Annotated in this window: 22 protein-coding genes; 11 read left to right on the forward strand and 11 right to left on the reverse strand. The window is 46.0% G+C overall.

Annotated elements, in window-relative coordinates; translation table 11 throughout:
- Positions 1-350 precede the first annotated feature (350 nt).
- Entirely contained in the window at positions 351-578 is a 228-nt protein-coding gene (locus H6F77_RS01155; protein WP_190484520.1) for a hypothetical protein, read from the forward strand.
- Positions 579-734: 156 nt separating this feature from the next.
- Here the strand turns inward: H6F77_RS01155 and H6F77_RS01160 are convergent, their stop codons facing one another.
- From H6F77_RS01160 to H6F77_RS01170, 3 genes are all read right to left on the reverse strand, one after another.
- Entirely contained in the window at positions 735-1,205 is a 471-nt protein-coding gene (locus H6F77_RS01160; RefSeq protein ID WP_190484522.1) for a hypothetical protein, read from the reverse strand.
- A gap of 623 nt (positions 1,206-1,828) precedes the next feature.
- Positions 1,829-2,617, reverse strand: a complete 789-nt coding sequence (locus H6F77_RS01165) for an ABC transporter permease (protein ID WP_190484524.1) — start codon at positions 2,615-2,617, stop codon at positions 1,829-1,831.
- 73 nt (positions 2,618-2,690) lie between these two features.
- On the reverse strand, positions 2,691-3,677 hold the full coding sequence (locus H6F77_RS01170) for an ABC transporter ATP-binding protein (RefSeq protein WP_190484526.1): 987 nt from the start codon (positions 3,675-3,677) through the stop codon (positions 2,691-2,693).
- A 260-nt stretch (positions 3,678-3,937) separates the two neighbouring features.
- On the opposite strand from H6F77_RS01170, the gene H6F77_RS01175 reads away from it, so the two are divergent.
- The 3 genes from H6F77_RS01175 to H6F77_RS01185 all read left to right on the forward strand — a co-directional run bounded on the left by H6F77_RS01175 (position 3,938) and on the right by H6F77_RS01185 (position 7,366).
- A complete protein-coding gene (locus H6F77_RS01175) occupies positions 3,938-5,317 on the forward strand; it encodes a VWA domain-containing protein (RefSeq protein WP_190484528.1) in 1,380 nt (459 codons plus the stop codon).
- Positions 5,299-6,285 (forward strand): ARPP-1 family domain-containing protein, encoded by a 987-nt coding sequence (locus H6F77_RS01180; RefSeq protein ID WP_190484530.1) that lies wholly within the window; start codon positions 5,299-5,301, stop codon positions 6,283-6,285. The genes H6F77_RS01175 and H6F77_RS01180 overlap by 19 nt, the downstream gene beginning before the upstream one ends.
- A 430-nt stretch (positions 6,286-6,715) precedes the next feature.
- The gene (locus H6F77_RS01185; protein ID WP_190484532.1) at positions 6,716-7,366 is read left to right on the forward strand and encodes a class I SAM-dependent methyltransferase; all 651 of its coding nucleotides are present in this window, start codon (positions 6,716-6,718) and stop codon (positions 7,364-7,366) included.
- A 71-nt stretch (positions 7,367-7,437) separates the two neighbouring features.
- Here H6F77_RS01185 and H6F77_RS01190 read toward each other — a convergent pair whose 3' ends face one another.
- Positions 7,438-8,412, reverse strand: coding sequence for an aldo/keto reductase (locus H6F77_RS01190; protein ID WP_190484534.1), 975 nt, complete (start codon positions 8,410-8,412; stop codon positions 7,438-7,440).
- A gap of 157 nt (positions 8,413-8,569) precedes the next feature.
- On the opposite strand from H6F77_RS01190, the gene H6F77_RS01195 reads away from it, so the two are divergent.
- Positions 8,570-9,031, forward strand: a complete 462-nt coding sequence (locus tag H6F77_RS01195) for an acyl-CoA thioesterase (protein WP_242021814.1) — start codon at positions 8,570-8,572, stop codon at positions 9,029-9,031.
- 255 nt (positions 9,032-9,286) lie between these two features.
- Here the strand turns inward: H6F77_RS01195 and H6F77_RS01200 are convergent, their stop codons facing one another.
- The 4 genes from H6F77_RS01200 to H6F77_RS01215 form a co-directional block, all read right to left on the reverse strand.
- Complete coding sequence (locus H6F77_RS01200; protein WP_190484536.1) at positions 9,287-9,496, reverse strand: hypothetical protein; 210 nt, start codon at positions 9,494-9,496, stop codon at positions 9,287-9,289.
- Between the two features lie 448 nt (positions 9,497-9,944).
- Positions 9,945-10,868 (reverse strand): UV DNA damage repair endonuclease UvsE, encoded by a 924-nt coding sequence (gene uvsE / locus H6F77_RS01205; protein ID WP_190484538.1) that lies wholly within the window; start codon positions 10,866-10,868, stop codon positions 9,945-9,947.
- A gap of 413 nt (positions 10,869-11,281) precedes the next feature.
- Complete coding sequence (gene ftsH3 / locus H6F77_RS01210) at positions 11,282-13,129, reverse strand: ATP-dependent zinc metalloprotease FtsH3 (protein ID WP_190484540.1); 1,848 nt, start codon at positions 13,127-13,129, stop codon at positions 11,282-11,284.
- 137 nt (positions 13,130-13,266) lie between these two features.
- Entirely contained in the window at positions 13,267-14,163 is an 897-nt protein-coding gene (locus tag H6F77_RS01215; RefSeq protein WP_309228783.1) for an aminotransferase class IV, read from the reverse strand.
- A 235-nt stretch (positions 14,164-14,398) separates the two neighbouring features.
- Here H6F77_RS01215 and H6F77_RS01220 point away from each other — a divergent pair, with 235 nt between their 5' ends.
- Complete coding sequence (locus H6F77_RS01220; protein ID WP_242021816.1) at positions 14,399-14,707, forward strand: ribbon-helix-helix domain-containing protein; 309 nt, start codon at positions 14,399-14,401, stop codon at positions 14,705-14,707.
- An 88-nt stretch (positions 14,708-14,795) separates the two neighbouring features.
- The gene (locus H6F77_RS01225; protein WP_190484546.1) at positions 14,796-16,898 is read left to right on the forward strand and encodes a hybrid sensor histidine kinase/response regulator; all 2,103 of its coding nucleotides are present in this window, start codon (positions 14,796-14,798) and stop codon (positions 16,896-16,898) included.
- Positions 16,899-17,193: 295 nt separating this feature from the next.
- Here the strand turns inward: H6F77_RS01225 and H6F77_RS01230 are convergent, their stop codons facing one another.
- The 3 genes from H6F77_RS01230 to H6F77_RS01240 form a co-directional block, all read right to left on the reverse strand.
- Positions 17,194-19,530: an ATP-binding protein gene (locus H6F77_RS01230; protein WP_199321114.1), complete on the reverse strand. Its 2,337-nt coding sequence runs from the start codon at positions 19,528-19,530 to the stop codon at positions 17,194-17,196.
- 227 nt (positions 19,531-19,757) lie between these two features.
- A complete protein-coding gene (locus tag H6F77_RS01235; RefSeq protein ID WP_309228784.1) occupies positions 19,758-19,967 on the reverse strand; it encodes a hypothetical protein in 210 nt (69 codons plus the stop codon).
- Positions 19,968-20,065: 98 nt separating this feature from the next.
- Positions 20,066-20,449, reverse strand: a complete 384-nt coding sequence (locus tag H6F77_RS01240; protein WP_242021818.1) for a (2Fe-2S) ferredoxin domain-containing protein — start codon at positions 20,447-20,449, stop codon at positions 20,066-20,068.
- Between the two features lie 81 nt (positions 20,450-20,530).
- On the opposite strand from H6F77_RS01240, the gene arsM reads away from it, so the two are divergent.
- From arsM to H6F77_RS01260, 4 genes are all read left to right on the forward strand, one after another.
- On the forward strand, positions 20,531-21,499 hold the full coding sequence (gene arsM, locus H6F77_RS01245) for an arsenosugar biosynthesis arsenite methyltransferase ArsM (RefSeq protein WP_190484551.1): 969 nt from the start codon (positions 20,531-20,533) through the stop codon (positions 21,497-21,499).
- 204 nt (positions 21,500-21,703) lie between these two features.
- The gene (locus H6F77_RS01250) at positions 21,704-22,825 is read left to right on the forward strand and encodes an inorganic phosphate transporter (protein WP_309228785.1); all 1,122 of its coding nucleotides are present in this window, start codon (positions 21,704-21,706) and stop codon (positions 22,823-22,825) included.
- Between the two features lie 161 nt (positions 22,826-22,986).
- Positions 22,987-23,310 (forward strand): ArsR/SmtB family transcription factor, encoded by a 324-nt coding sequence (locus H6F77_RS01255; protein WP_190484553.1) that lies wholly within the window; start codon positions 22,987-22,989, stop codon positions 23,308-23,310.
- 105 nt (positions 23,311-23,415) lie between these two features.
- The gene (locus H6F77_RS01260; protein WP_190484555.1) at positions 23,416-24,129 is read left to right on the forward strand and encodes an MIP/aquaporin family protein; all 714 of its coding nucleotides are present in this window, start codon (positions 23,416-23,418) and stop codon (positions 24,127-24,129) included.

Below are 24,129 nucleotides of genomic sequence, written 5' to 3' on the forward strand. Positions count from 1 at the left end.
CTTTACTTTACGAAGCAAGGGTCGATAACTTCCTCAATGGATTTTAGCAACGAACCTTCCTGTTTCCATGCACATTACGCGGTTTAGTTGTCTATGCTCTCAAACCTTTGTCGCCTGAAGGCTGCGGTGCCATGTCAGATCTAGCCTAGCAGGGCATTCCGTTACTTAATATACATTTTCTTGCCTTTAGAGTACATCTATGGTATTTTGCAACTACTTCTTTGGACGCAGGGCAAGTAAATGAAACATTTTTTAACATAGTGGGTAAGGGGGAGTAAAGAGTTATAAAAACGCTCCAGCCCTGGATTGGTAGAAAATCTGCAAATCATTAACTAAAAAGGGCTGAAATAATGAATAACGAGCAAGGAACAGAAGCTACGGATTTTTTGACAAGTCTAAAAAGCGGTATCTGGCTTGTGGGTGTATCCTCATGGCTGTTTGGAATTACGGATAGAAGTATCGCTTCGTTTTCTGATGGCTATTTGTCTTCTTTGGATCTGGTGCAACTATTTACGGCTTCCTTCTTTTTTGTGAGTTGGTTGTTTTTGAAGCCAGCATCTAGGGTAAAAAACTCATAATTTCCGTGGGGAAGAAGAAGAGATGATGAAATTAGCGATCGCAGAGTTCGGGGGGCGATCGCTTATAGCATTTTAAGAACAAATACTCCTATAAATGCAAAGTGAGAGCGCGAGCGTGGAGCGTCTTCGTAGGAGAATCTCATTTATCCTTTTTTATTACATCCTGCCTAACCTGCTACGCAGTCTAGTCACTACAGGTCTGTTTGGGTTGTTTAAACCTATCCTATAATCTGTCAAAGGTACACGAGAGCCGTTACCTTCTGCTACCGTAACTATAAAAGTAGCAGTCCGATTCGGAACTTTAACTATTTTGTCAATAAATTGATTTTGTATTTGCCTTGCGCTCAAAGCTCTTGTTTCTCTAAAGCCAGGTCTAGAAATACAAAAAATTGCCGAGCCATCTTGATATCGACCTGCATAAAACAAATAATCCTGAGCGTTAGCCCTAATCTGTGAACTGTAGAAAACTTTGAATCTGTCCTCTTGTGGCAATGACTGGTTTCGACGGCAATTATTATCTATATATACTTCATCAGCAGAGGCAGGCTTCGATAGATATATAACCGTTCCAACAAACAAAGTCAAAGTTGTTAAAGTAGCATTTACAAACCTGTTCAAACTAGGCATATCGAATTTGATCCCTCTTAAACTGGTAATCGCGCTCTAAGTCTGGGAGATACATTGATTTTAATATAATGGAATAATGACTTTTTTGTTGGCTTACCGTTTGTTTGGTGGAGAAGCAGTACAGCCAGCTGCGTTAAACTGCTGGATAATTAGATTTTTATCTTGGGAACCACTTACATATGAACTTATCATCTGTAGAGGTTACAGCGGTTTTGGATTGTTCGCAGGAATCCCGTCAATAAATTTTGGTTTATTATTCTAAAAAAGGCTCTACCTAAATAATTTCCATGCTTAAAAATTACTTCCCCGTCAGGGGTGCGTATCTGTTTATTAGACACAGAGCCTAAACTAAAACTGCCCGAACCTTCCCCAGTAACAATTATGCACGCTCGACCTTTAACATTTGATGGTTAAACTCGACCCAAAGTCAATTAGCGATCGCGCTTTCATCAACCTTCTCCCCCTTCGCGTTAACCTATTTAGAGCGACTAAAGGCAATTCAACAGGGAATAAGGACGGTGAATACCATGGATGAATTGCGACAAATTACCTGAAAAATGGAGTAGAGGTGGTCACTGCCCACCCTACTGTAATCCCAATTGTTACTCAAAACTCAAAACTCTTTAAGCCCCCATCCCCGAATATTGTTTTAACCCCTGACGCCACAGCCAGCGATTCCAGATAAAAAACAGCAAACTCCAACCCAACATCGTCAAAAATCCCCGCACTAAATCAACTGGCAAACCGACTAAAATTGCAGCCGGGAAATGTACTAAATAAGGAAAAGGCGTCCACAATACAACCTCGCGAACATTTGGGGGGAATAGTTCGAGGGGTGCAATTAAACCAGACAAAAATAGAAAAAACAACATCCAAAATTGCTCGATCGCAGCAGCACGTTCTATCCAAAAAGAGAACAAAGCAAAAGTGTATTGGATGACAAAGCGCAGAGCAAAAGCCATCGCAACTGCGATCGCAAACAATACAACACGCCCAAAACTCGGCAACCAAGCAGCCTGGGGATACAGCACTATAAACAACACCACCAACCCGATAGCAAACGGCATCCTTGCCAACCGTTCAGAAAGATGCGAAGTAACATGATGCCATACCGGATCTAGCGGCTGAAGCAAGCGGGGAGATAGCTTCCCTTCCACCACCTGCCTTTCAAACTCCCAGATCACCCAAACTGCGGTAAACTGGCGCACAATGAAAACTGCCAAAAAATACCTGGCAAAGTCCACAGGTGTTAGCCCAAACTGTCCGCCTTGCGCCGCCTCCATCCACACGCCCATGAGGATAAGCGGCAAAGATCCCGACAATGCCCACAAAATTAGCTCCGCCCGGTACTCCAGCATATAGGCGTAGTAGGCAACTAATAATGTTTTCGCAATTCTAATAGTTCGATTCATAGCGCTTTTGGATTTTGCCCAGGCGGAGTTTCGCCGCAGGGATGATTTTGGATTGCATAAACCAATCTACAATCTAAAATTCCACCCCCCCAGCGCGGAATACTCGCCCAATCACTTCTTCCACTGGCGGATCTGTCACAGTCAGATCTATTACTTCCAACTCTGCGAGAATCTTTGCAACCGTGCGAGTTAGTTCCTCGCGCCGCACCAGCAACCGCACCTCCCTACCTTGAATTGCTTCCAATTCGCCGTAGTCCAAAAGCTTGACTTCTGGTACTGGAGTTGCCAACTCTACCTTAACCTCGCGGTAGGGAGCAAACCGCTCCATCAACCCATCCAGGCTACCGTCATATATAAGTTGCCCTTGGTGAATTAGCAACACTCGCTGACAGAGTGCGGTAATGTCCGCCATGTAGTGACTCGTCAGCAGTACCGTTGCTTGGTAGCGTTGGTTGTACTCGCGCAAGAAGTCGCGCACTCCCACTTGGGCGTTGATATCTAGGCCGAGAGTTGGCTCATCTAAAAATAGCACTTGGGGATGGTGGAGGAGTGCCGCAAGCAACTCAGCTTTCATGCGTTCTCCCAAGGAAAGTTTTCGCACTGCTTGATTGAGTTTGCCTTCAAGCGATAGCATCTCAACGAGTTCGCCGACTCGCTTTTTAAACTCATCTTCGGGTATGCCATAGACGGCGGCATTTATTTTAAGCGAGTCTAGGGCTGGCAAGTCCCAGATGAGTTGCTGTTTTTGCCCCATGACGAGGGTGATTTGTTGCAAAAATGGCGTTTGTCGGCGGAAGGGTACGTGTCCGGCGACGCTGACTTTACCAGACGAGGGATGAATTAACCCTGTGAGCATCTTCAGTGTCGTAGTTTTTCCCGCACCGTTAGCACCCAAAAATCCTACTACTTCGCCCGGTTCGATTTGAAAGGAAACATCCTGAACTGCTTTCACCTCGCGGTAGGTGCGGTGCAGGAAGTGTTGCAATGTTCCCTTGAGTCCTGGTTCTTTGACGGCGATCGGGTAGACTTTGCTCAGGTTTTCAGCTACGACGATTGGCATAGGTTTTACTTTACTTGATTCTTTGGCCTATCTCTATTTTTGCCAGTCGCTTGACGTTTTTGTAGTATTTATGTAGTATAAATATAACAGCGATCGCTTCTAATCTATTTACCTCCAAACTTTTGCCCCCTCGTTATGGGTGAAGCCACATTGGTAAAGTACCAGTGAAAAGGCAGTGCTTTTTGCGCGGGGGTAATTTTATCTTGCACTCGTTGAGGTTTCCGCTTAGAAACGCTCAACTATTATTTGGGAGCAGTCAAATGGATGCAAGCAACCCAACACTCGCAAGTTTTCTAACAAATCTGCGTACTCAGAATGAGCCGTTTATCTTGCGGTACAACGGCAAACCACCCCAGTGGAGCGATGAAGCTTTGCACCGGGAAATTTATAATCGCAATCCAGAGCTTTATGCACTGTTGGCCATAGCGGAATCAGTGCAACCTTGGCAACAGGTGCGGATTTTATTTCAACTGTTGCAGCGATCGCGCAAAGGTATGGCTAAAGAAGTTCGCCAAACGTGCGATCGCGTGACGGATTTACTATTAGCAATTCTTCACCCGGATCGAGTGCTAACCGTGTTTTTGGCACTGCGACGAGTGCGTGCAAATCATAAGCATACATCCAGAGCAATTCTCAAGTATGTTCTCAATCATCCTCAGTTTGAGGATATGGCTTTGCGCCGTCGTCCTGCTGTTGTCGATTCCCTAGAACACGCACTGGGTAAGAATGTGGCGCGGGGTTCTATCAGCATGCTTTCCGAGCAAACAGTTGAGGAACCATATCTGCGTCGCCATATGCTGAAATTTGCAGGCGATCGCTCCAAAGTAGCAACCATTTTACCGTTTCTATATCGAGCGCCTTTAGGCACTGGTATTGTCCCCGCTGTTGGCGAAGTTAAATACGCGCAAGTTCATACAAAATACAGCGAACTTCTGGAGACTAAGAAGGAGCTTCCTAAAACTATCACGGCAACAAATCGCGGTGACATTGCTGCAACCTTAGTTCATCTTTACCGGGGTGGCACTTCCGCAGAATTGCAACAAGCTTTAGAGCGCTATGTTGAAGATGCAGCAACAAAGTTACCAAAATTTAATGGCAACTTGGCTTTAGTTTTGGATGCTTCTGCATCTACCAAAGGCTATGGCGAACGCGAATACTGTTGCATTGCTCAGTCCCTAGCCTTGCAAATGGTGCTGCAAAAATGTGCTAATTCCAAAGTTTATAACGTTGGTGGCTCTGGACATTTGCCAATGCCAGAAGGACACACGGATCTAGCTGGTGCAATGCTCGACGCACTCGAAAGCAAGCCGGATTTAGTAGCTATAATCTCCGATGGTTACGAAAATGTTTATGCCGGAGATTTGCAAAGAGTCGCCGCTACTTTACCCAAAGTTGGTATTAACACGCCAGTTGTCTTCTGTCACAGCAAATTTACCAGCCAAGATGACTTAGAATTACGGCGTCCTGCTGGCAACCTTCCCCAACTAGAATTCTGGCATCAAAACGATTTTGAAGATTTGCTGATGTCGCTGTTTTCGACAGTTCGGGGAAATGAAAGCGAAGCCAGCTGGCAAGAATTTCTGCTGCGAAAACTGAGTAAGGTCGAAAAGGAGTTAGATGCATGGACTATAACAAATTAGTACCCCGTGAATTTGACCTTTCCCCCTACCGTTTCGGTATGCCTCAAGTGTCGGGTGCGATGACAGTTGTCCCAATTTTCGGTTCGGATAGTAATGGTAAATTCACGAGTCCTTTGTCTGGAATTAAGCTAAATCTCGTCAACGGCTATGGAAATATGGAACTTTCCAATCCAGCCGAAAAAGGTTTGGCGATCGTTCCCCTGCACATGGGTTACATTCAAGATGGGGCGCAAAATCACGCTTTGTGCAGATCTGGTTTTATTGCAGCTGGACAACAACTAATGTTTGAGGATGCTTGCTGCGTGCAAGCGGCTCAAGGTGGTTATTTGGAAGGACGAGAACAGTGGTTTTTCATTCTACCTTTGCCACTGCGGGAGGAAGCGCTAAAGCTGCGATCGCAGAAAAACTACAGCAAACTTTGGGACGCAATCAGTCGCCTGAATCAGCAATTTGAGTTGCCAAATCGGGGACATTTAGAGGAAATTCTCAGCAAGAAAAGAGCGTTTTTGACGCAATATCGCAGCAGGTTTGAGTTGCTTTCCGGCCAAACTGGAGCGCTGTTTTTAATTAGGGATAAGTTAGTTGGCGTGGAAATTGCGCCTTCTGCTGCTTATTTCCAAGAATTGTGGATGCCTTTAGTTTGCTTCTGCTATGGTGCTGCTGCTATGTATGAGGAGCAACACGTTAAGCAGCCTGAGAAGGAGTTAGTTCCATTTGCTGCTAGCAATCTCCAAGAACTGCGATCGCAGTTGCATCAAAGCCGTCTGGAATTGCAAGAACAGGTGCGAAAGACTCTCGCCAATACTCCTGCGGAAAGCTTCCAGACGCAGGAAGAAGAACGCTTCTTAGAACTGCGCTTGCAAACTGTTATTGGCAATAATTTTGCTGGTCAGTTTGTGGAAGAAGAAGGTAATTTGGTCTACGCTTCGCTGTTTGCCAAGCCTGGATATCTTTATCAAAATGCTTGACACTAATTGCGGTTGTGTATTATGATGTATTACATAAGGAACTGAGTTAGGCAAAGACGATTTCATAATGATCCCATGTCATGGAATATGAAACGTCGTCGCGCTAACCGCCCGTCCTTATGTAATACCTTATTTAAGCAGCCGCTAACAGCGTAATATAAAGTTTTGCAGCAGGAACTGTGTTAGGTAGCGACGTTGTTAACCACCCTGATTCCAAGTTTGGGAAGCTGTCGTAAAGCAGTAAATGCACGTTGTTTCGCTAACCGCCTGTCCTGCTGTTTTAAATTTATTGTCAGAGAGCTTTTTGCTCATTTCCCTTTAATAAAAAAGCAATATCAACTATCAAATTCACCTAAATAGGTGTGGTTGGCTAACGTCTGGGTTCTCTACAATTTTGGGTAGAGTAAACTTTGATGAGAAGCTAATTGCTATGGAATTGCCAAGTGCTGTTTGTCCGTGCTGTTGGAACAAACGCCTATTTGCCTGGTTACTAGCCAATGGTAATGCTGAATATGAGAAACTGGTGAGCGATCGCAAACGCTCTTTATTTTCCAACTTGCACGGGAATGTGTTAGAAATTGGCCCCGGAACTGGTGCCAACTTCCCCTATTATCCCAAAGAAATTCGTTGGATTGGCATCGAACCCAATTCATATATGCATCCCTATCTCAGGACAGAGGCAGAAAAATTTGGCTTCAGCAATGCCGATATCCGCAGCATAAGTGCTGAACGGCTAGAAGCTGAAGATAACAGTATGGATGTAGTTGTAAGTACTCTTGTTTTGTGTTCGGTTCCAGACTTAACCGCAGCATTGCAAGAAATTTTGCGAGTCCTCAAACCTGGAGGAAGCTTCTTATTTATCGAACACGTCGCCGCACCGCAAGGTAGTTTATTGCGACGAGTACAGCGCGGAGTTCGTCCGGTGTGGAAATTTCTTGCTGATGGTTGCAACCCGGATAGAGAAACATTAATAGCACTGGAAAAGGCTGGTTTTGATAGTCTCAATTACAACAAATTTGAGCCTCCAATTCCTATTGTGACTCCCCATATTTCTGGGGTTGGAATTAAGAAAAGAAAGTGAGAAAAAGAAATTAGAGATCGGGAAGAGAAAGGATTTGCCTTCTTCTCTTCCCCAGCCTCCATTACCAAATACTAAGTCCAAGCACGGAAGAAGGTATTATCTTGCCAAGCGGCGAGGGTGCGTTGTTCGATTTGCGCGATCGCACTCTCATCTAGCGGTTTAAAAGCTCTGGCCACATTTACGTTAGATTCTAATTGAGCTACCGTCTCCGCCGCGATAACGCAACAATGCACTCCCGGTTGCGATAGTGTATATCCCATCGCCTGATGCATTCCGTCAAGTACGCCAGCTTTAAATAAACGTCCGTAAGCTGGAACTTTCATTGCAATAACGCCTATATTTTTCTCGCGAGCTAATTGCAACACTGAGGTAATAAAGGGACGGGGATGATGCTTTTCTGCGGCATTAATGGGAATTAAAGTTGTATCAAAATTATACCGCCGTAAACCTTCAGCGATGATAGTTGGTTCGTGGTGTCCTGTAATGCCAGTAAAGCGAATAAGCTTTTGCTCTTTTGCCTCTTCGACGGCTTTAATTGCGCCTTTCGAGCTAAATATAGTATCGATTTCTTGTTGAAGAGAAACGTGGTGTAGTTGCCACAAATCGAGGCGATCTGTTTTAAGACGTTTGAGCGATCGCTCTAATTCTCGCCAAGCACCATCTCTATCCCTAGCTGATGTTTTGCTTGCCAAAAATATCTTCTCGCGATGCGGCGGCAGAACTTTTCCTAAATAATCTTCACTCGGCCCGTATTCAGAAGCTGTGTCAAAATATTTAATGCCCAATTCTAGCGCACGTTCGATAATTGCCACAGCATCTCGCTCGTGGTTATCCCATGATAACGGCGTCTGACCCGCACCACCCAAACCAAAAATAGGCACGCGCACGCCAGTGTTGCCTAACACTCGTTCTGGCATTGCTGAAGGTATAGCCTGGGATTTTTGTGCAGATGTCAGATTTTGTTTTAACGCCGTACCGCCGACAATTCCACCAGCAACAGCAACGCTGGAGACAATAAACTTCCGTCGTGTCGTTTTTCGGGTCATGTTAAAGCTTCCCTTGGCTAATGGGGAAATACAATTTTGGCACGAGCGCTTCTGCCAAAACATCTATCTTAATGATGCCCTGTCTGGTATTGTTACTTATCAGGAACCGGGTTAGATTTTTGTAGCGCCGCGATCGCGGTATTTCGCACTAAACTTGTTGTGGAAAACTTCTGTTTACCTTCGCGCGATCGCCATGCAAAAATTTATCACCCAGTTACGAGTCCGCTACCACGAAATGGATGCACTCGGACACGTCAACAACGCCGTTTACCAACATTATCTAGAACAAGCCGCCGTTGAACACTCAGAACATCTCGGCTTAACGATGGAACGCTACAAAGAATTAAACGGCGTTTTCCTAATGCGACGGATCGAGATGGAATATCTCCGTTCAGCCGTTGCGGGTGATACTCTCGAAGTTACCACATGGCTGCAAGAAATGCGCGGCCCTCGTGCCATCCGTCGCTACGAAATCCGCAAACAAGGCGACGATCAGATATTAGTTACAGCAGAGGCGACGTGGGTTTGGGTGGATATGACTGCGATGCGTCCAAAAGCTATCCCCAAAGTGCTGATAGATGCTTTTGAGCAAGCAAATCAACCAAATTTAGCTAGCTGAATAATTTTATGGTTGATAGTTGAATAGCAAAAGCTACGAAGAATGTACCAATCCGGGGAGCAGATTAGCTAAATCCATATTAAAGTTGGGGATTTTTCCCTAACTCTATATAGTATCGATTAAATTGCTTTTGATATCGCTGCTGCTAATTTTAAACTTCTGCGATCGCCAAAAGTAAAACTAGCAGTTATCTAAAAAAGCCTTTTATCAAAACTAGCGCCAATTCAGCTATAGCGTGACGTAACTAAAATTCAGCTACACTATTTCCACCCATTTCCGCCGCAATGCGTAAAAAAGTCTGTTAAGTAGCCGTTCTTCGTCTTCGCTGAGGGAACTTTGCAACAGTGCTGTCATTAGTGCATAGCGCTCGGAGAGGGTTATTTTTCTAGAGGTAGTTATTTCATAAAATAAGTCAGGTATTGCAGATGGCAGCAGACAGGCTTGAGGAAATTGAGAAGGTTTCATGATTTAAAATTTGTATTCTATACCAGCAAGGTTATTGCTGCTTGAAGGAAACATAATCAACCTGCGGTTAGAAACATGACGCCTTTTATCCCCTCCTTCGGAGACAACAAAATGTTGATATTTAGTCTGCCATTTGGGGTAAACGCTCTGAGCTGTAATTGCTAGAATAGGCAGTTTTAACCGTCAATATTTTACTAAGTAGAGGGACATACTTCTTTGTAGTATAGTTATAGTTAAAACCACCAAACCCTTGCTGTTGTTGGGTTTGGTACCTCAAACTAACTTACAATATGACTATACTAAGCAGTTTTAAAGGTGAATATTTCACTACAGCAATAGTAAATATCAATATAAAGCGCGGTCAGCAGGAGTTGGCGATCGCTACTCATAATAAGTGGGGATTTTATCCCCATTACCGCTTCGCTCAAACTCCGTTGCAGTCTTATTTTCAGACTGTCGCGGCTACCTTCGTGGGTGCAACCATCAGCCACTCTTCCCGGAGTTTTTGGATTGCTTGTTCTTTAAGCTTGGCTTCCACCTCAATCCAGGGAGCATCGCGATAGCAAGTTGGCATCGTTGTAATCAAATCGCTATGATGGCGATCGCCGAACTCTGCCTCGCCGTTGGAGATATGGACTAGCTGCCATTCTGGTACTGGCCAAGTCGTGCGTGCCGCTGTTAATATTTCAGCAACGCTAGGGTGTTCATAAGTATCCAAATGCTCGTGAATGACGTGGTGGTGCGCGTCAAATACCATCGGCACCTTAGCAGCGTGGCAAACCTCTAAAATCTCTTGTGCGCTGTAGGCGTATTCGTCGTTTTCTAGTGCCAGTCGAGTGCGAATTGCATCTGGTAAATCGCGAATGACGCTAATTAATCTCTCTGAGCGATCGCTCTTACCACCGTGTATCTCCATCATCGCCCAAGGCGATCGCTCTAACCCCAATTTATCAAAAATCATCGCTTGCATTGCGAGAATTTTGATGCTGTTCTCAATCACATCAGGGTTATCTGAACTGAGGACAACAAATTGATCTGGGTGTACAACTATTCTAATTCCCAGATTTTTCGCGCGATCGCCTGTTAGCCGCAACTCTTCATTAAACTCATCCAGCACCGCCTCACCCACTGGCGTATCTGCAAAGGGAAATATCGCCGATGTGACTCTATAAAGCTTTATCTCATTATCGACACAAAAATCAAGCGCTTTATTCAGCCGTTGCAAGTTATCTTGATATAATTGCCGCAAGAGTTGCGCTTGTTCTGCATCGTTGAATTGCAACAACCGCTTGCGGGTGAGAGCGCGATATCGCACTTGGTTCGACGCTGTGATGCATACCAAACCAAGTTCCGGTAATTTAATATTCTGCATAATTTACATTTTTTACTACATTCACAGCAGATCGAGTCACGATATTTTTTATTTTTGTTCTTAACACTTATAGTTTACATCTCTCTCTAGTGTGACCAATATTCAATGTGCTAAGCCTTAAGTCATAATGCTGAAGTCTTTATACCAATTTAGTTTGAAGCCATAATTATTCTAAAAAATTATCTTTAACTGTGTCTAAATTTTTATCTTTATCTACAAATAACGGTAATTTTATTAAATTTCTTAATTCCCATAAAAAGCTCGGATTAATTTAAAATTCTAAGCTCTAAATCGCAAAAAAATCGCCGTTGTAAAAATAAAAGGACAGATACTTTTGTATCTGTCCTCTTCCTTATTTGGATAGCGGGTAGCGCCCACCCTACTTTAGATTTAATCTAAAATCCAAAATTAGATTAAGCTATCGCTGCCATTCTTACATCATTATTGGCTAGCAATTCTTGCAGTTCTTCAGAGTCAACTGTCTCTTTCTCAACAAGCATTTGAGCTAATTTGTCCAAGACGTGCTTGTTATTCAACAGCACTTCTTTAGAACGGCGATAAGCTTGCTCAACTAAGCCGCGAACTTCATCATCAATTGCAGCAGCAGTTTCTTCCGAGAAATCGCGCTCCGCCATGATATCGCGACCGAGGAACATACTACCTTGCTGACGACCTAGCGCAACGGGGCCGAGGCGATCGCTCATACCAAACCGCATCACCATCTGACGCGCCACACGCGCCACCTGTTGCAAGTCGTTAGAAGCACCAGTTGTTACCTCTTCCTCACCGAAGATGATCTCTTCAGCAATCCGACCGCCTAAAGCCACTGCCATCTGATTTTGCAAATAAGAGCGGCTGTACAGTCCAGAATCCATCCGGTCTTCGCTTGGAGTAAACCAAGTTAAACCACCAGCGCGACCGCGAGGAATGATGCTGATCTTCTGCACTGGGTCATAATCTGGCATCAACGCACCAACCAAGGCGTGTCCAGCTTCGTGATAAGCTACCAGCGTCTTGCGCTTCTCGCTCATCACGCGATCCTTCTTCTCTGGGCCAGCCAGGACGCGATCGATCGCATCGTTGACTTCATCCATTGAGATTTCTGTCAAGTTGCGACGTGCAGCCAAAATTGCTGCTTCGTTGAGCAAGTTTGAAAGGTCAGCACCAGTGAAGCCAGGAGTACGACGGGCAATCTTCTCTAGATCCACATCTTTCGCCAGTGTTTTACCCCTCGCGTGGACGTTAAGAATCTCAAGACGACCGCTATAGTCGGGACGATCCACGACAACTTGGCGGTCAAAGCGACCCGGACGGAGCAAGGCAGAATCCAAAACGTCTGGACGGTTGGTTGCGGCAATAATAATGATGCCCGTGTTGCCTTCAAAACCATCCATCTCGGTTAGCAACTGGTTTAGGGTTTGCTCCCGCTCATCGTTACCACCACCTAAGCCTGCACCGCGCTGACGACCAACGGCGTCAATTTCATCGATAAATACGATACAAGGCGCATTAGCTTTTGCTTGTTCAAACAAGTCGCGCACGCGGGATGCACCGACACCCACGAACATTTCGACGAATTCGGAACCTGAGATGGAGAAGAATGGCACGCCAGCTTCGCCAGCTACAGCACGCGCTAGCAGGGTTTTACCAGTTCCCGGAGGGCCAACTAGCAGCACGCCTTTGGGAATTTTGGCTCCAATTTCCGTGAAGCGATCGCTGTTCTTCAAAAAGTCCACAACTTCATTGAGTTCCAGTTTGGCTTGGTCAATGCCAGCCACATCGCCAAATGTCACCTGCGTTTGCGGCTCCATTTGCACTCTGGCTTTCGACTTGCCAAAATTCATCGCTTGGCTGCCTGGGCCGCTCTGAGCGCGTCGCAGCAAGAAGAACAAGCCGACTAACAGCAGAATTGGGAAAAATAGACTGCTCAAGGCTCTGAACAAGAAACCTTCGTCGGTCGGCGGTGCAACGGCAATGTCTATGCCTTTGGCTGTCAGGATACTGACCAGTTCTGGATCGTTAGGCAGGTTAACGACAACTTTACTGTCGCTTGGCCTATCTGGATCTGTGAACTGCGCTTTAGTGCGATCGCCGCTGAGAATGACTCTCTCGATCCTGCCTTCTTGAACTTTTTGAATGAACTCGCTGTACTTCCAGGTTGTTGGCCCCTGGCCTTGTTTTTCTAAATATGTTGTTGCTAAGGCGATGACCACTATTGCTAGCAGTGCATACAGTCCTGCGTTTCTCCACCGCTTATTCACACTAATCCTCCTAATCTTTAGGATGTTGAGACTTTGAGAGCGCTTCTTATATTAAATAATGTTAACCTTTCTCAGGATCACTTGACACAGAAGCGGTCAAAAACTCTCTATATACTGATACTAAACAACAAAACAGGCTAGGGTTTGCCAGCACCACCGTCCTGAAACAGGCTCCGCAGTTGCTCTAAGCTGCTGTGGAAAGGATTGTAGCTAATTGTGCCCGTCTCCTGGATGACACTAGCGATCGGAACCACTTCCACAACGCTATTTGTATACGCGATCGCCTCCAACCCCCTCACAAAGCTGGGAGTCCAAGGGTCTGCACCCACAGCTACATTCTGACTTTCCAGCCAGCCGATTAGTTGCGATCGCGCTGTTCCCGGCAAAATTCCCGCGTTTAGGGGTGGCGTCCACCACCGACCATCGCGCCAACCCCAGATATTGCCCGTGCTGCTTTCTAGCCAGTTTCCCGACGAATCTATTAAAATAGCTTCCTTTGCCCCCAAAGTCTGAGCTTTGCTCAATGCTAGCCAAGCAGACAAGTAGTTACCCGTTTTAATATCTGGTATCGAGCGCCGGAATAGATTATCTTCCGCCAGCCAAGCTGTAATCCCATCCTTCTGGCGTTCTGTTAAATCAGGTGGTAACACTCTCCCAGTTATCCACTCGCGCCCATCGGGAAATATCACTATCCTGAGAACGGGGAAGTGCGGTGTCAGCAACAAAGCACCTTGGCGGCATAGCTGCCAGTCTGGTTGCTGCCAGTTAAAGGTTTTTAAAGAAGAACGGAGGCGATCGCAGTGTGCAGTCCAGTTTGTCAGTTGACTATCTAGCGACTGCTGATACACTCGCAGTGTAGTAAAAACTGTAGCGCCGTAGAGCAATCCCGGATCGTCAACAGGCAATTCCAGCGATCGCGATTGAATCAATTTGCCGTTATACCAAAACAAATCATCACCTTTGGATGAGAAAGCCAGCTCCCATTGTGGGGTAAACCAATAGCTATATGCAGGGTAATCTATGAGCGAGGCCAAAATAAATGCGGCCTTGCTTAATGGGAATATGAGTAACCCCCACACCCCAACCATTCTCCCCGCGTGAGAAGGAAGCTAGAAAATCATCTTTCCTCTCCATAGAGTGACGGCGTAGGGGTAACGCGGGCGGCGAAAGTATTCCAGGGTATAGCTTTTCTTTCTTTTGCATAACAGCCTTTTGCTTTAACTTGCTTATCCCCAAAGGTATCGTGCCTTGGTTTATCGTGAGTGAGTTATGATGCATCTTCCTGTAGACAGAAGCCTGGGTAATGAATTTTTAAGTAAAATTTACGCAAAACAAATAGCGATGTGCGGGTGTAGTATGGGCAATGTAAAAGAAAAAGTGCGTCTGAGCCTAGATGTGTCGCTCGAACTCAACCAGACCCTAGAGGATCTAGCGGAAAAAATTGGTGGAACCAAAAGCGAGGTGCTTCGTAAAGCGATCGCCCTTATGGAGGTAATGGTAGAAGCCAAACAGCAGGGTAAAAGGGTCGGGATTGCCGACAAAGATCAGCCCCTAGCGACGGAAATTGTTGGAATATAAGGTTAAGGGCTGTTAGGACCCCAACACATCAAAACGACCATTATCTGCCCGTGCAGCTAAATTACACCTTGTAAAGTCAACTTTTGCCATGCCATACCAAAGCGAGGAGATACCTCCAGATTCAACAGTCAATATTCTCCTAGTTGACGACCATCCGGAAAACCTACTGGCTTTGGAAGCTATCCTTGAAGGTCTCAATCTGAATTTGGTGAAGGCAAATTCTGGGGAACAAGCGTTGAAATGTCTGCTAAAACAGGATTTCGCGCTGATATTGCTAGACGTGCAAATGCCAGGAATGGATGGATTTGAGGCGGCTAGCCTAATTCGACAAAGAAAGCGATCGCAGTACACCCCGATTATTTTCCTCACAGCCTTCAGTACAAGCGATGATTTAGTATTCAAAGGATATGCGCTTGGTGCAGTAGACTACCTCTTCAAGCCGCTGAATGCAGAAATTCTGAAATCGAAAGTTGCCGTATTTGTCGAACTATTCAAAAAGACCGAAGAGGTAAAACGACAAGCCACTCAACTCGTAGCCGTAAACGCAGAACTCAGCGAAAGAGAAGCACGGTTTCGTTCATTGAGTGCCTGTTCGCCCGTCGGCATTTTCCTCACCGACATTCAAGGTCGCTGCACGTACACTAACCCGCGTTGCGAAGCTATCTGCGGCTTTACTCAACAAGAAAGCTTAGGGATTGGTTGGTCCCAGCTAGTGAGGACGGAAAATAGCGAAAAGGTAATGGCAGAGTGGTCGAAGTGGACGCTTGAAGGTCAAGAGTACTCGCAAGAATTTTGCTTCCAAATTCCTGAAGAAACTCCTCGTTGGGTTCACATACGCATATCCCCAATGGGGGGCGATCGCGGCGAAATGAGCGGTCATGTCGGAACAATCGAAGACATCACCCAGCGCAAGCAGGCTGAGGAAGCCCGCGCCCAGGTTATCCAAGAACAGGCAGCACGACAGCAGGCACAGGAGGAAAACCGGAGGAAGGATGAATTCCTAGCAACCCTCTCCCACGAACTACGCACGCCCCTCAACTCAATGCTAGGCTGGGCGCATCTGCTTCGGACGCGATCGTTCGATCAAGCAACTATTATTAAAGGTCTGGAAACAATTGAGCGCAACGCGAGGCTGCAAACACAGCTTGTAGAAGATCTCCTTGATGTCTCGCGGATGATTCGGGGCAATATTCAGCTCAACGTGTATCCTGTCAACCTTGCATCTTTGGTTCAAAACGGGATTGATTCGATCCGTCCGGCAGCCGAGGCTAAAGGGATTACTGTTGAAAGCTTCGTTGACGACTCTTTAGAGTTAATTCCAGCAGATCAAGCCCGCTTGCAACAAATTGTGTGGAATTTACTCTCCAATGCGATCAAGTTCACGCATTCAGCAGGAAAAGTTCAGGTACGGCTAGAGCGTGCTGGCACTTACGCCCAACTTAAAATAAGCGATACGGGCATGGGAATTCCCCTAGATGTTCTTCCCTACATTTTCGATCGTTTCCGTCAGGCTGACAGCTCAAGTACAAGGTCTTATGGCGGACTGGGGTTAGGGCTAGCGATCGTCCGACACTTAGTAGAGTTGCACGGTGGGACTGTATGTGCAGAAAGTCTAGGTGAGGAGCAAGGAGCTACATTTACAGTCCTGTTACCGCTTGTGGCTGAAGACAACAAAAATTCGCAACCGAGCGATTTGGAAGACAATTATGCAATTGCTTCAGATCAAGAATTGCTGGCGAATGCTTCAAAGGTTGAAGGCTTGCGGGTACTGTTAGTTGAGGACGAGGCTGACACGCGCCAATTGCTTGTCAAAGTGCTTGAAGTAAGCGGTGCTGAAGTAACAGCGGTTGCATCTGTGAGCGAGGCTCTAGCATCTTTAGAACACAGCCGCCCTGATGTACTGGTGAGTGACATTGGAATGCCTATTGAAGATGGCTATGCGTTAATCCGTAAAGTGAGATCCTTGGATGGTGGATCGCAGCATACACAGATTCCAGCAGTAGCTTTGACGGCTTATGCCAGCGAGCAAGATCAAAGTCGGGCTATTTCATCTGGCTTTCAGATGCACGTTTCTAAGCCTGTCGAACCAGACGAGTTGATTTCGGCGATCGCTACTCTTGTGGGGCGCAGCGCTAATTCTTACCGCAAGCGTCGCTCTGGCACTTCTCGCAGACCTGCTTATCTTTTCTAGCTATTGCTTAATTTGTCAACAACTTAGCCGCGTTTATTTTTTGATAACGCACTTAAAATTAGCCATTTTTTCCTAATATTATTACCTGCATAAGTAAGAAGTAAGGGCTAATATTTTGCAAAGATATAATTGCGTTCCTAAAAGACAGGTTGAAGGTATAATTTCCCTCATCCCCGGCTCTTCTGCCAGCGTGATAAGAGAGCCAGCATCTAGCGGTTCATACTTCTGTTCAGTACCACCCTTAGAGAAGTTGTGACTATAAACCTCTGACATCTCACAAATCATAATACGGTTGCTAGAGGAGTCCTATGTGATTTGTGAGAGAAGCCTCACTTGCGTTAGGTTCGGCTACAGACTCTAAAACCAAATTGGCGATCGCAGAAGCTAATTTAGCTGGATCTACTGGTTTAGCTATGTGCTTCTGGAATCCTAGCGAAAGCGTATGCGTGCAATCCTCGCTCCTAGCATAGGCTGTGATCGCTATGGCTGGAATCTGCCCACCGCCCTCTGGCGGCATCGCTCTAATTTTGCGGATCAGCGTGTATCCATCCTCGTTGGGCATCCCAATATCGCTCAGCAACACATCTGGATGCACCAGTTCTAGAGCCTCAAGTGCTGCGCTAGCTGATGCAACTGCTGTTACTCTAGCGCCGTAACTCTCCAGCGCTACAGCGAGAAGATCTCGGACATCCTCCGCGTCATCCACAACCAGTAAGTGCAAACCAGCAAGCATGGGAAGATTGTCGGTTATTACTTTGTTAACAAATTGCGGAGCTAGTGGATCTGAATTGGTTGCCTTTTTGCGAACAGCTATCAGCGGCAGTTTTACCGTAAATGTTGCCCCCTGCCCTTCACCTGGGCTATCAACATATATGATTCCGCCGTGCAGTTCTACCAGGTGACGAACAATTGCCAAACCTAAACCAAGTCCGCCATGCGATCGCGTGCTTGTACTATCGGCTTGTCGAAAGCACTCGAAGACAAAAGGTAGAAAGTCAGCGCTAATACCTTTCCCCGTGTCGATCACCCTGAGCTGCGCGTAAGAATTAGGCATGGGCGTTTTTCCCCAGTTCCCCGGCTCCTCGGTTGCTTGTTCGCTATGTTCAAGCCGGATTTCCACCTTTCCACCAACAGGGGTGAACTTGATAGCGTTGGAGACGAGATTCCAGACAATTTGCTGCAACCGCTTTGAATCTCCTGCGATCGCTCCTATTGAAGGATCGAGTATCGTCTCAAGTCGAATGCTCTTAGCTTCGGCTGCTAGATGCACGGTGTCGATAGCCGCCTCAACGATCGGTATTAAGTTAACTGGGCTAATCTGCAAAGAAAGCTTACCCCGAATCATCCGCGAGACATCGAGAAGATCTTCAATTAGCTCTGCTTGTAAATTGGCGTTGCGCTCAATTGCTTCAATTGCGCGAACGGTAGTCGCCTCATTAACTTTGCGAGTGAGTAGTATTCTAGACCAGCCGAGAATGGGGTTGAGGGGCGATCGCAGCTCGTGGGATAGCATTGCCAAAAATTCATCCTTCATGCGGTTAGCCGTCTCCGCCTGTTGACGGGCAGCTTGTTCGCGAACCAACAGTTGAGCGCGTTCTTCCTCCGCTCGCTTGCGCTCCAGTTCTGCTGTAGCGCGGGTTGCAAAGATTGTCAGCAGGGATTCTGCTAGCTGCATATTCTCCAACGGCTTTCGATGCATGACCCCAAGCAATCCCACCACGCAGCCTGTAGAGTCTAGAAGCGGAGTTGCGATATAGCTTTCAACTTCCATCTGGGCAAGCAAATGATTATCGGGAAACTCCGCTATAATTCCTTGCGGATAGCAGCACAGTTTCCCCTGCTTAATCACCTGTTTGCAGGGTGTATTCAGCAATGAATACTCAATGTTGTCAATAATCTGATTGTGGGCGCATACAGCGAGAGTATTGACTTTATCTTCGTCTGTCGCAATCAGTTCCCCGATGAAAGCATAATCAACACCCAATGCCTTGGTGAGGTGTTGCACCAGCGAGTAGAAAAACGCCTCGCCTGTCGCTTGCGAAACTCCCTTTGTCACCTCAATGAGGGCGGCGTCCATCTGAGCAATTTTGCGAGCCGCCAGCCGCAACTCTAATTCATCAACTACTATAGCCGCTAGGTCGGTAAGAGTTCTTTGCTGGTCAGCACTAAGGGCATCGCGCGGCTTGGTGTCCAGAATACAGAGCGTGCCAAGATTATAGCCATCGCGGTCGATGAGTGGCGCACCCGCATAGAACCGAAGCCCCGGTTCGCTCGCCACAGAGGGCATACAAGCCACACGCGAATCGTTTCTTGTATCTGGAATGACTAAAACATAATCAGACAAAATAGCGAAGCTACAAATTGTCGATTCGCGACTGATTTCGCGGGAGTCGAAGCCATAGCACGATTTAAACCAGGCTCTGAATTCGTCAACTAAGGAAACTATAGCAATAGGTACGTCAAAAAGACGAGCTGCCAGAGCAGTGATGCGATCGAAGCTTTCTTCAGGGGGTGTATCGAGGATATTGTAGCGACGCAGTGCCTCTAGGCGCTCGGTTTCGTTAGATGGTAGGGGAGCAGCGATCACATTACCTCCAAGAGACACTCCTGGCACAGGATTTAAAGCAACCAAAATATACTTTTGTCTACCTGGGTGAGGAGCGTGTTTATATGTTTGTATATTAAATTACTGATTAACGTAACATACTGGCGGTTGGATAAGAAAGAAGCGGCGCTATATATGCAAAGATAGCAGTCTCATGGCGCGGTAGCGAAGCGGTATTGCTCTTAGCTAATCGCACCGCGCGTCAGGGATAAATTAATGGTGTATTTTACCAAAAACAGCGATCGCGCTGCTATTTAGCCGCCAACTTCTTCAATCAACTTTTTCAGGTAAGCGCGTGCTTCTTTGGGTGAGAGTGCTACAACCTCATTTCTACGCAGAATTTCGTACTTGTTGCTACGATAACCATGACCGATAATCAGCCCTAAACTGATGGCTCTATTGCCAAGTTCCGTTAACTCGTTGACGCTCATAGCCTCAACTTCCATATTTATTTGTTTAATCACTTCCTCATCCATGTCAGGCAGTCTCCCGGCTACTAGATTTACTTGATATAGTAATTTTTTTGCATCAAAATAAATTTATTAGTGCTAGGGCGATCGCCTCAAAAACTGTAAGGAAGATGAATCCTGGGGTTAAGCTTCGCTTCCACAGGTTGTCCCCCCTTTAGATGTTCTTCCACTATCACAGGCACATCGCTAGGTTGTACTCGACAGTACCACGTCTCTTCCGGCACAATCCGCACAGTCGGGCCAGAGCTACACATTCCCTGACAACCGCTGCTTGTCACCTCTACCCCCGCAACCTTAGCCGCCTGAAACGCTTCCAGCACCTCTGCCGAACCATTCGCCTGACAGGAGCGGTACTGGCAAACTATTACGCAGCGCCGATCTAATGTATCTAAATTCTTTTGTTCTAAACCCGTTTCCACTATTTGTCCCAACTTTGTTACGGCGATCGCGACTTTACCCATCTTAATAATTCCCATCGCTAAAGCGCAAAGGGCGCGGGGGACAGCATGGTAATTAACTTGCTAGGATAATTCGGCAATCGACAATTCAAAACTTACATGACTTATCTCGAAACCGCAGCCAGTTTTTACAGTGAAGTCGCACAGACACCGCAAGTTGGCTTGTGCTGCGTCCAAAGCAGCCCCCTGCAACTACCAGGACTGAAAATTTCCGCGCAAATGCAGGAGATGAACTACGGCTGCGGCACGACCGTCCATGCAGCGGAACTGGCTAACTCGCCAACTGTACTTTATGTTGGCGTGGGCGGCGGCTTGGAAGCACTGCAATTTGCTTATTTTTCCCGTCGTGCTAGTGGCGTGATTGCAGTCGATCCCGTTGAAGCAATGCGCGAAGCTGCTAGTCGTAACCTGGCTATTGCTGCTAAAGATAACCCTTGGTTTGACCCAAGTTTTGTAGAAATCCGCGAAGGCGATGCTTTTGCTTTGCCCGTGCCAGATGCTTCTGTAGATGTAGTAGCACAAAATTGTTTGTTTAATATCTTTGAACCAGCCGATCTAAATAAGGCGCTGAAAGAAGCGTATCGGGTGTTAAAACCAGGCGGACGCTTGCTGATGAGCGACCCGATTGCTACTCGTCCAATTCCAGCGCATCTCCAGAAAGATGAACGGTTGCGGGCGATGTGTTTGTCTGGTGCTTTAACTTACGAGCAGTATACTCAACACCTCATTGATGTTGGTTTTGGCCAGATAGAAGTTCGGGCGCGGCGTCCTTATCGGCTGCTAGACGCGCAAACCTATGGCATGGATGAGAATTTGTTGTTAGAAAGTCTTGATTCTGTGTCTTTCAAAGTTGCCATTCCAGAAGATGGCGCGTGCATTTTTACGGGCAAGACTGCTATTTATGCAGGCAGAGAAGAGTTTTTTGATGATGGCGCTGGGCATATTCTTCAGCGCGGCGTCCCTGCGGCTGTGTGCGATAAGACGGCTGGAAAGCTGGGAGCATTAATGCCAGAAGAGTTGTTAGTTACAGATTCAACTTGGCACTATATTGGTGGCGGTTGCTGTTAGAAAATTTAGAGGTGACGGTTATCGCTGACTGACAAATGTTTCTGTATAGGTTGGTTTTTTCGCCGTTCGGCCAAACAACAGCAATGATAGGTTGGGTTTAGCTAGCACTCAACCCAACCTATTATTTTTCTAAGGCTTTCAACAGTTTTGTCAGTCAACCAGCGTCCGGGCATATGGCGCTTATTTTTTTGCAGGAAGGTAGAAGTGTCGATTTTTCTCATCGCTCTGTTGATAGCTACTCTTTTTCTAGCTTATTCAAATGGAGCAAATGATAATTTCAAAGGTGTAGCAACGCTATTTGGCAGCGAAACAACAAGCTACAAAACAGCAATTTGGTGGGCAACTATTACCACGTTTGCGGGTTCCGCCTGCTCTATTTTTTTGGCAGAGACGCTGATTAAAAACTTTTCTGGTAAAGGATTGGTTCCAGATGCGATCGCTGACGCAACAGATTTTCATTTAGCGATCGCAATTGCTACTGGCTTAACAGTTATGCTTGCTACCGTAACTGGATTTCCTATCTCCACTACGCACGGATTAACAGGCTCGCTTGTCGGCGCTGGCTTAGTTGCAATTGGCACTAAAGTAAACTTTGCTACTCTGGGAAATGCGTTTTTTCTGCCTTTGTTACTTAGCCCGATAGTTGCTATAGGTTTGGGAGCGTTAGTTTACGGGTTATTCCGCTACATCAGAATACGTTCGGGGATTCAAAAAGAATGGTGTATTTGCGTTGGTAGTACTCAACAGTTAATTCCAATTCCCCAGCCTGATAGCACCAGCATTTTACAATGTGTCACTACCCCTGATGTGGCAATAGATTCACAAGAGAAATGCAGCCAAAGGTATAAAGGAAAGTTTTGGGGTATCAAAAGTCAGCAATTAGTTGATGCCTGTCATTTCTTTAGTGCCGGAATCGTCTGTTTTGCCAGAGGTTTGAACGATACCCCAAAGATTGTTTCAATTATCCTGATTATTAAGGCTCTCTCTATTCAAGGGGGAATGTTTGCGGTAGCAGTTGCAATGGCATTAGGCGGTCTGCTGAATGCTAGAAAAGTTGCACAAACTATGAGCAAAAAAATTACCCAAATGAATGCTGGTCAAGGATTGGCTTCTAATCTGGTGACAGGATTTCTAGTTATTGCTGCTAGTAACTATGGGCTTCCTGTTTCAACTACTCATGTTTCAGTTGGATCAATTTTTGGGGGCGGCTTAGTTTCAAAGAAAGCTAATGTACAAGTATTCTATCAAATCTTGCTTTCCTGGATTTTGACTTTACCAATTGCAGCTAGCCTGAGTGCGATTGTTTACTGGATATTGCATAGATAAAAAATCTAGCAGACATTTAAGCAGGAGGCGATCGCCTCCTGTTTTGGTACAGCGATTATGCCCTTTGCAGATATGCAATCCATCCTTGCCAGCCATGTTTATTACATCTGTTTGTCTAATGTTTGGTTAGGATAGCTGAATAGACGTTCCACTAAAACTTGATGGTTAACACATCTGCGATCGCACCAGCTTCTATCGTTTCTGGCTTTCATGCCCTGTCTGACCCCCTGCGCCTTCAAGTCCTGGACTTGCTCCGCGAACAAGAATTATGCGTGTGCGACTTATGCGAAAAATTGGGGGTCACTCAGTCTAAACTTTCCTTTCATCTGAAAACACTCAAAGAAGCAGGTTTAGTAAGCGCCCGCCAGCAAGGACGCTGGATTTACTACAGCCTCAATCTCTCCCAGTTTGTCGTTTTGGAGCAGTATTTGGCAGAGTACCGCAGCATAGGCGCTATCCTACCGAGTCGCTGCTGCCAAGAATAAATTTGACACATCAAGTTTTTTTGATATATTAATTTCATAGGTGCAAGATGTCTATTCTTGCTCTAGAGATTTTGATTTAAATAATAGACTTATCTGGTACTTGGGATGGATAGGAAGCCAGTTTCTAGGATTGCTATTTGGCAGTCCGTTAATTACTGCTGGCGCGAGGCGGCTGTGGAGGCAATTGGCACTTTTGTTCTAGTCTTTGCTGGTACTGGTGCTGTAATGGTCAACTTTATCAGCGATGGAGCCTTAACCCATCTTGGTATTAGTTTTGTATTTGGTGCGGTCGTTGCTGCTTTAATTTACGCGACGGGACACATTAGCGGCGCACATTTTAACCCAGCGGTGACGTTAGCTTTTTGGACGAGTGGATTTTTCCCAAAACGCAAAGTAGTGCCCTATATTTTGTCGCAAATAGTAGGAGCGATCGCAGCCTCAACTTTACTGTTACTGTCCTTGGGAACAGTAGCAAATTTAGGCGCAACTTTACCCCTAAACGATAACTGGTTGCAATCTCTAATTCTGGAAACAGTTCTAACATTTATCCTAATGTTTGTTATCCTGGGTTCTGGCCTTGACCGTCGCGCACCGATTGGTTTTGCAGGTCTAGCAATAGGATTAACTGTAGGCTTAGAAGCTGCATTTATGGGGCCAATTACTGGCGCTAGCATGAACCCGGCGCGGTCATTTGGCCCAGCAATTGTAGGAGGAATTTGGCAGCACCAGTGGGTTTATTGGGTTGCGCCTATTTTAGGAGGGCAACTAGCTGTTTTGGTTTACCGGATAATATCCAACGGATTTCGCGATATCAAGTAA

Origin of the sequence: Microcoleus sp. FACHB-831 (genome assembly GCF_014695585.1) — a bacterium.
In the GTDB taxonomy this organism is placed as follows: domain Bacteria; phylum Cyanobacteriota; class Cyanobacteriia; order Cyanobacteriales; family FACHB-T130; genus FACHB-831.

Coding starts and splice junctions, on each gene's coding strand:
- H6F77_RS01165 (WP_190484524.1), bottom strand. CDS start 2,617: ATGAATCGAACTATTAGAATTGCGAAAACATTATTAGTTGCCTACTAC.
- H6F77_RS01185 (WP_190484532.1), top strand. CDS start 6,716: ATGGAATTGCCAAGTGCTGTTTGTCCGTGCTGTTGGAACAAACGCCTA.
- H6F77_RS01175 (WP_190484528.1), top strand. CDS start 3,938: ATGGATGCAAGCAACCCAACACTCGCAAGTTTTCTAACAAATCTGCGT.
- H6F77_RS01170 (WP_190484526.1), bottom strand. CDS start 3,677: ATGCCAATCGTCGTAGCTGAAAACCTGAGCAAAGTCTACCCGATCGCC.
- H6F77_RS01190 (WP_190484534.1), bottom strand. CDS start 8,412: ATGACCCGAAAAACGACACGACGGAAGTTTATTGTCTCCAGCGTTGCT.
- H6F77_RS01240 (WP_242021818.1), bottom strand. CDS start 20,449: ATGGGAATTATTAAGATGGGTAAAGTCGCGATCGCCGTAACAAAGTTG.
- arsM (WP_190484551.1), top strand. CDS start 20,531: ATGACTTATCTCGAAACCGCAGCCAGTTTTTACAGTGAAGTCGCACAG.
- H6F77_RS01255 (WP_190484553.1), top strand. CDS start 22,987: ATGGTTAACACATCTGCGATCGCACCAGCTTCTATCGTTTCTGGCTTT.
- uvsE (WP_190484538.1), bottom strand. CDS start 10,868: ATGCAGAATATTAAATTACCGGAACTTGGTTTGGTATGCATCACAGCG.
- H6F77_RS01155 (WP_190484520.1), top strand. CDS start 351: ATGAATAACGAGCAAGGAACAGAAGCTACGGATTTTTTGACAAGTCTA.
- H6F77_RS01225 (WP_190484546.1), top strand. CDS start 14,796: ATGCCATACCAAAGCGAGGAGATACCTCCAGATTCAACAGTCAATATT.
- H6F77_RS01160 (WP_190484522.1), bottom strand. CDS start 1,205: ATGCCTAGTTTGAACAGGTTTGTAAATGCTACTTTAACAACTTTGACT.
- H6F77_RS01180 (WP_190484530.1), top strand. CDS start 5,299: ATGGACTATAACAAATTAGTACCCCGTGAATTTGACCTTTCCCCCTAC.
- H6F77_RS01220 (WP_242021816.1), top strand. CDS start 14,399: ATGATGCATCTTCCTGTAGACAGAAGCCTGGGTAATGAATTTTTAAGT.
- H6F77_RS01200 (WP_190484536.1), bottom strand. CDS start 9,496: ATGAAACCTTCTCAATTTCCTCAAGCCTGTCTGCTGCCATCTGCAATA.
- H6F77_RS01260 (WP_190484555.1), top strand. CDS start 23,416: ATGGATAGGAAGCCAGTTTCTAGGATTGCTATTTGGCAGTCCGTTAAT.